Origin of the sequence: Bradyrhizobium sp., assembly GCF_035935975.1 — a bacterium.
Classification (GTDB): Bacteria; Pseudomonadota; Alphaproteobacteria; order Rhizobiales; family Xanthobacteraceae; genus Bradyrhizobium.
Genome location: NZ_DASYWN010000021.1, coordinates 21593 through 27996, shown reverse-complemented (window position 1 = coordinate 27996; position 6404 = coordinate 21593). Strand labels below are relative to the sequence as shown.

Here is a 6404-nt window from a genome sequence, read left to right as displayed (position 1 = left end):
CGCAAGGAAAATTGTGCCATTATGGTCGCTGGTGAGCGTGCCTACAGTCGATGCTTGCATCTGACCCTCCGTGGGTTCGAGTGTGGAAACCCAAACCTACCGGAAAGGCCACGCTCACCGCCCCATGGAATCTACGATACTGATCGTACGGATAGCGCTCGCAATGACGAGAGGAGAGAACACTTACTCCGCCGGCACGATGCTCGGCGCGAGGATCGCTTCGAGATGCTCGGGGCGGTCGCGGTTGACCTGGGCGAGATAGTCGTCGGCGACCTTGCGCAGGCGGCGGCTGAGCTCGGCGGAGACGCTGATGCTGTCGAGCTGCGTGTTCTCGTGCACGATGGCGAGGATGGCGTTGATGTGGTGCGTGAACAGCTCGGCCGGCACCTTTTCGAGATCGGGCGCATGCTCGATGACGCGGCACAGGCTTTCGGCGACGCTCGCCGCGGCCGGATAGCCGAACGTTGCGGCGTCGCCCTTGATGTCGTGCGCGGCGCGGAACAGCTCGTCGCGGTGCTCCTTGGTGAAGCCTTCATGGCGAACGACGACGTAAGCGGCCGACAGCCGGTTGACCTCGGTCGCCATCCAGTCCTTGAACTCACCGGCGAGGCCCGCCAGCGCCTGCTCGGCGCGGCTGACCGGATCGTCCATGTCCTTTTCCTCGATGCGGCGCAGAACCTTGCGCAGCGGATTGGGCTGCGTGATGACCTGATGCGTGGCGAAGGCCGTGACCTCGATGTCCTTCGCGCCGTTCTTCGCCATGGTATCTGCCTCGCGTGAGACGTTGCGCTAGATGGAGGAGCGGGCCTTGTCGAGCAGCGAGGGCTGCTGGAGCACCTCGTGCTTTTCGCCGATGCGGCGTTCGGGGCCCATATAGGCGGAGTTGGTGTTGCGGCGCCGGTCCGGACCGAAATAGGTCTTGGTCTTGATGAAGGGGCGGGGATTGGCGACCACGTTGAGGATGCGCTGATACAGGCCCTTGGCCGAGATCGGCTTGGCCAGGAATTCGGTGACGCCGGCATCGCGCGCGATGGTGACGCGGCGCTTTTCGGAATGGCCGGTCAGCATGATGATCGGCGCGTAAGGATTGCCCTTGGATTCCGGCTGCCGGATCATCTGCGCGAGCTCGAGCCCGTCGAAGATCGGCATCGCCCAGTCGGTGATGACGATGTCGGGCACGTAATGGCTGTACATTTCCAGCGCCGTGGCGCCGTCCTCGGCCTCGTAGACCTCGCGCGCGCCGAAGGAGTGCAGCAGCGTCCGCAGGATGCGGCGCATGTGCGGATTATCGTCGCAGACGAGGAAGCGCAGCTTGTTGAAATCGATGCGAAACATGACGCCTGGGCCAGAGCGGTCAACCTTCGTTAACCATATCGCGTCCGGAGTTAATGAAGGGTTGCCGCTGCGCGTCTGGCTGCGCCTCGAAGGAGGCCCCGCTTCATATCGTACTTGATCTGCTGAGCGATCCCGCCATGGCGAGCGGGCTGGAGTCCATTCAGCCTTGCGGATCGTGATGCGCGCTCGGGCTCAATAGCCGAACTGCTCGCGCAGAATGCGCTCTTCCAGGCTGTGGCCGGGATCGAACAGCATGCGCATCGAGATGGTCTTGTCGGAGAGCACCTCGACGCGGCGGACGTCGCGCACCTCGTCGTGGTCGGCGACCGCCGCCACCGGGCGCTTGTCGCCCTCCAGCACCTCGATCACGACATAAGCCGTGTTCGGCAGCAATGCGCCGCGCCAGCGACGCGGACGGAAGGCGCTGATCGGCGTCAGTGCCAGCAGGGCGGCGTTGATCGGCAGGATCGGCCCCTGCGCCGACAGATTGTAGGCGGTCGAGCCGGCCGGCGTCGCCACCATGATGCCGTCGGCGATCAGCTCGGGCATGCGCTCGCGCTCGTCGATCAGGATGCGCAGGCGCGCCGCCTGGTAGGTCTGCCTGAACAGGGCGACCTCGTTGATGGCGTGATGCAGGTGGACGCGGTCGTTGACGTCGGTCGCGCGCATCAGCAGCGGATTGATCTCGGATTCCTGGGCCGCCTCGAGACGGGCACGCAGATCGTGCGTCGAATATTCGTTCATCAGGAAGCCGACCGTGCCGCGGTGCATGCCGTAGATCGGCTTTCCCGTGTGCATGTTCTGGTGCAGCGTCTGCAGCATCAGGCCGTCGCCGCCGAGCGCGACCACGACGTCGGCTTCCCCAGGGGCGCAATTGCCATAGTCCCGCGTGAGCTGGCCGAAGGCGGTCTGCGCCTCGCTGCTCGGGCTGGCGACGAAGGCGATCCGGTCGTACCGCACGTGATTGGTCATGGCTTCCGGGCAGGGCCGCTGGCTGGAGAAAGTTCCGCCGCGCTCGTCTATACGAGGTAGGGCTCGATTGTCGAGGATGACCGCCTTTCAAGGCAAACGGGTGACTGCCGGTTTCGGGACGAAATCTGCCCATTTCGAGCCTGATCGGCCGCCCTGAGCGCCGTCGGCCCCATGATCCCCCAAACCGTCGCAATTCCGCGCTAGCTTTTCGGTCTCACCGGCTCTCACAGCCGGGCAGGGAGGACGATCATGGTCACGAGCTTGCCGGCGCTCCGTCGTACGGCCCTGGTGCTGGCGGTGTCGGCTTTCGCGCTTGCCGGGTTTGCGCGCGCGGACGATCCGCCGCAGCAGCGAACCGAGGCGGCAGCGCCGGCCGGACAGAAGGGCGGGCGCGGCGGTGCCGCTCAAGGCGGACCGCAGGCTTCGCCGTCGGCCGCCGAGCCGCACCGCCTGCCGGCGGACCAGACCACCAGGCAGACGCTCGATCTGCCCGGCCGCAACCTCAACTTCGCTGCAACGGCCGGCTCTATCCGCGTGTTCGACGGCAAGGGCGAGCCGCTGGCCGACATCGCCTACACCTCCTACGAGCTCGACGGCGCCGACCGCGCGACGCGCCCGGTGACGTTCCTGTTCAATGGCGGGCCCGGCGCGTCCTCGGCGTGGCTCCAGTTCGGAGCGGCCGGACCGTGGCGGTTGCCGCTCGATGGCGAAGCGCTGTCGCCGTCGGCCTCACCCGAGGTGAAGCCCAACGCGGAGACCTGGCTCGACTTCACCGATCTCGTCTTCGTCGATCCCGTCGGCACCGGCTACAGCCGCTTCGTTGCCAGCGGCGAGGACGCACGCAAATCATTCTATTCCGTCGATGGTGACGCCAATGCGATCGCGCTGGTGATCCGCCGCTGGCTCGAGAAACACGACCGGCTGACCTCGCCGAAATACGTCGCGGGCGAAAGCTATGGCGGCATTCGCGGACCGAAAGTGGTGCGCCAGCTGCAGCTTCAGCATGGCGTCGGCGTGCGGGGATTGATCCTGGTGTCGCCGCTGTTGGACTTCCGCGAGTTCACCGGCACCAGCCTTCTGCAATATGTCGCGACGCTGCCGAGCTATGTGGCGGTCGCGCGCGAAGCCAAGGGACCGGTCAAGCGCGCCGATCTCGCCGATGTCGAGGCCTACGCACGCGGCGAATTCCTGACCGACCTCGTCAAGGGCGAGGCTGACAGGGAAGCCACCAACCGCCTCGCCGACAAGGTCGCCGAGCTCACCGGCATCGACCAGGCGGTGAGCCGCCGGCTCTCCGGCCGCTTCGACGTCGGCGAATTCCGCCGCGAGCTCGACCGCAAGAACGGCAAGGTGACGGGACGCTATGACGGCTCGGTGCGTGGTCTGGACCCCTATCCGGATTCGAGCAACTCCCGCTTCGGCGATCCCTCGGGCGATGCGCTGCAGGCGCCGCTGACGAGTGCCGCGGTCGACGTGCTGACGCGCAAGCTCAACTGGCGGCCCGACGGCTCCTACGAAGTGCTGAACGGTTCAGTCGAGGGCAATTGGGATTTCGGCCGCGGCATCAACCCGCCGCAATCGGTGTCGGAGCTGCGCCAGATCCTCGCGACCGATGCGAGGCTCAATGTGCTGATCGGGCACGGCCTTTTCGACCTCGCCACGCCCTATTTCGGCACGAAACGGGTGCTCGACCAGCTCCCGGCCTTCGTCACCCAGCGCGTGAAGTTCGTCGTCTATCCCGGCGGCCACATGTTCTATTCGCGCGACGGCGCGCGCCAGGCGTTTCGCAGCGAGGTCGAGGCCTTGATCAGGGAGTAGGCCGCCGCTTGCGCGGCTTGTATCTCCGCGCGATCTCGCGGGCCACGACGCTCGCGGGCTTGACGTTCGCGCCGGCGAGCCAGATGTCGCTGACCTTGCCGCGCTTGTTGCGGATGCGACGGACCGGCTCGCCATGGCTGGAATAGCCGGCAGCCCAGGCGAGCTTGCCGGTATCGCGGCCGGTGACCTCGATCTCGGCGGCATCCATGAACGGGTTGTTGAACTGCGGATTGGCGACCAGCACGCGGTTGCCCATCGGCACGAGGTCGCTCGCGCCCCAGACCGTCCACCAGCGTCCGGTCCAGTCGCGCACGCGGCGGTCGGGTGCGCCGCGCGTCTTGAAGACGCGCAGGATCTGCATCGCCCCGTCCATCCAGAACGGCGCCGCGCCGTCGATGGAGTTGCTGAGGATGCTGATCGCGAGCTCGCATCCGGGGATGGAGCAGGTTCGGGAGATGTAACCCTGGAAGCCGCCGCCATGGCCGAACCAGTCCCAGCCGTCAGTCTTGCCGGCGTTGACGCCCAAACCGTAATAGCTCTCGAAGCTCTGCGGCACGCGCCAATGGTTTCGCGTCATCTCGCGGCGGCTCGCGACCGACAGCACGCTCTTCCTGGCATTGGGAGCAAGCTGCTGGAAGAAGCGGGCGGTGTCAGCGGCCGTCGCAACGAAGCCCGCGGCGGAGGCCATCGCATGCGCGGGATTGTCGCCGGGGATCACGCAGCGCTCGCCCAGCGGCACCTTGCGTGTGTGGCCGCGCGCGAACGATGCGCCCTTTGGAAGCGGCACGTCGGGCTCCGTCTCGCGCAAACCCGCAGGGACAATGATCTCGCGCTTGATCCAGACGGGGTAGGGCTCCTTCGTCACGGCTTCGATGACGCGACCGAGCAGGCCAAAGCCGTGATTGGAATATTTGAAACGCGTGCCGGGCTCGATCGCGGTCGGCAGCTTCAAGTCCGCCAGCAGTTCCTTCGCGTTGAGATAGGGGCGGCTGTCGATGAACTGGCCGGAATCGGCGCCGTCGCGCGTCAGTCCCGCGCTGTGCGAGAGCACCTGCGCAATAGTTGTTTCGGCGACGCGCGGATGGAGGCCGCCGACATGGTCGCCGATGGGGTCGTCGAGCCCAAGCTTGCGCTGCTCGCGCAGCTTCAGGATGCCGGCCGAGGTAAAACTCTTCGAGTGCGAGGCGATGCGGAAGCGGTGACGCGGCGTCAGCTTCTCGCCGGTGTCGAGATTGGCAAGGCCGAATGCGTGCTCGGCGACGGTTTCGCCGCGATGGGCGAATGCGACGATGACGCCGGGTTGCTGGATTGTCGTCTGCTGAAATTCGATCCAGGAGCTGATGTAGTCGATCGCGGATCGCAGCCACGTGTCCATTGCGCACCAATTTGCGAGGGGGAGGATGGTGCGGAAGGCTAGCCGAGAAAGCGGAACGGGCACAACCGAAAGGTTGTGCCCGTTCGCGAGGTCGAAGAAGCGATCGTCTTCAGTAGACGAGCGTCGCGCCGGTCGGCTTGTCGAGCGCTGCGGCGAGCGAGCGATATTCGGAGCTGTCGGTGCCGGCGAGCGATGCGATCTTGTTCAGATGATACTGCGCCTGTTCGCGGTTGCCCTGCTCGAGCTGCCAGAGGCCGTAATACTGCCAGGTGCGGACGTGGTTCGGATCGTCTTTCAGCGCCAGCTCGTAATAGATCTTGGACGACTGGTAGTCGCCGAGCTTGCGATAGGAATAGCCGATCAGGTTGGCGACGTCGGCGACGTCATCGCGCTTGAGCGACTTCAGCTGGTCGATCGCGCCGGTGTAGTTGTGGTTGTCGTAGATCGTGGTGTAGGCGGTGCGATAGGCCGCGAGGAATTTGGGATCGCTGACGGAGGAGCTCTTCTTCTTGCCCTTCTTGGACGAGGAGTCCGACTTCGGCGGCGAGGAGGGCTCGTCGCTGCCGGCGGCATAGGCGCTGGACAGCACCGGCGCGGCCGCCAGCGACATGGCGACGAGTCCCGGCACAACAAGCATTGAGAGTTTGCGCATCTAAGTTCTCCGGTATGGAACGTGGCGATCCTACACGATTGCCCAAAGACCGGAACACCCAGGGGGCAAAAACATTCCCGCTTCGCACGATCTATTGCCTCCAAGCCGGATGACAAACTTGTCATCGAGATGAACGGAAGCCTGCAATCGGCTTCAGACTGGGTTCAGTGCGTGGCGCCTAGGCTCCCATCTACGATCGAAGGGTTGGCGAGAGGGCGCCGCCTCAAGATCCTTCCAAGAGGAGACAGCACC

6 protein-coding genes are annotated in these 6404 nt (G+C 65.3%); 1 reads left to right on the top strand and 5 read right to left on the bottom strand.

Going from position 1 to position 6404, the window contains the following annotated elements; translation table 11 throughout:
- Positions 1 to 183: 183 nt before the first annotated feature.
- The 3 genes from VGR99_RS09915 to VGR99_RS09905 form a co-directional block, all read right to left on the bottom strand.
- Positions 184 to 762, bottom strand: coding sequence for an Hpt domain-containing protein (locus VGR99_RS09915; protein ID WP_326898159.1), 579 nt, complete (start codon positions 760 to 762; stop codon positions 184 to 186).
- A gap of 27 nt (positions 763 to 789) precedes the next feature.
- Complete coding sequence (locus VGR99_RS09910; RefSeq protein WP_326898158.1) at positions 790 to 1335, bottom strand: response regulator; 546 nt, start codon at positions 1333 to 1335, stop codon at positions 790 to 792.
- 192 nt (positions 1336 to 1527) lie between these two features.
- Positions 1528 to 2307, bottom strand: a complete 780-nt coding sequence (locus VGR99_RS09905; protein WP_326898157.1) for an NAD kinase — start codon at positions 2305 to 2307, stop codon at positions 1528 to 1530.
- Positions 2308 to 2556: 249 nt separating this feature from the next.
- On the opposite strand from VGR99_RS09905, the gene VGR99_RS09900 reads away from it, so the two are divergent.
- On the top strand, positions 2557 to 4125 hold the full coding sequence (locus VGR99_RS09900) for a S10 family peptidase (RefSeq protein ID WP_326898156.1): 1569 nt from the start codon (positions 2557 to 2559) through the stop codon (positions 4123 to 4125).
- On the opposite strand, the gene VGR99_RS09895 is transcribed toward VGR99_RS09900, so the two are convergent.
- Positions 4115 to 5500: a serine hydrolase domain-containing protein gene (locus VGR99_RS09895; RefSeq protein ID WP_326898155.1), complete on the bottom strand. Its 1386-nt coding sequence runs from the start codon at positions 5498 to 5500 to the stop codon at positions 4115 to 4117. The genes VGR99_RS09900 and VGR99_RS09895 overlap by 11 nt on opposite strands.
- A gap of 109 nt (positions 5501 to 5609) precedes the next feature.
- On the bottom strand, positions 5610 to 6152 hold the full coding sequence (locus VGR99_RS09890; protein ID WP_326898154.1) for a tetratricopeptide repeat protein: 543 nt from the start codon (positions 6150 to 6152) through the stop codon (positions 5610 to 5612).
- Between the last annotated feature and the right edge of the window lie 252 nt (positions 6153 to 6404).

Coding starts and splice junctions, on each gene's coding strand:
- VGR99_RS09915 (WP_326898159.1), bottom strand. CDS start 762: ATGGCGAAGAACGGCGCGAAGGACATCGAGGTCACGGCCTTCGCCACG.
- VGR99_RS09890 (WP_326898154.1), bottom strand. CDS start 6,152: ATGCGCAAACTCTCAATGCTTGTTGTGCCGGGACTCGTCGCCATGTCG.
- VGR99_RS09910 (WP_326898158.1), bottom strand. CDS start 1,335: ATGTTTCGCATCGATTTCAACAAGCTGCGCTTCCTCGTCTGCGACGAT.
- VGR99_RS09905 (WP_326898157.1), bottom strand. CDS start 2,307: ATGACCAATCACGTGCGGTACGACCGGATCGCCTTCGTCGCCAGCCCG.
- VGR99_RS09900 (WP_326898156.1), top strand. CDS start 2,557: ATGGTCACGAGCTTGCCGGCGCTCCGTCGTACGGCCCTGGTGCTGGCG.
- VGR99_RS09895 (WP_326898155.1), bottom strand. CDS start 5,500: ATGGACACGTGGCTGCGATCCGCGATCGACTACATCAGCTCCTGGATC.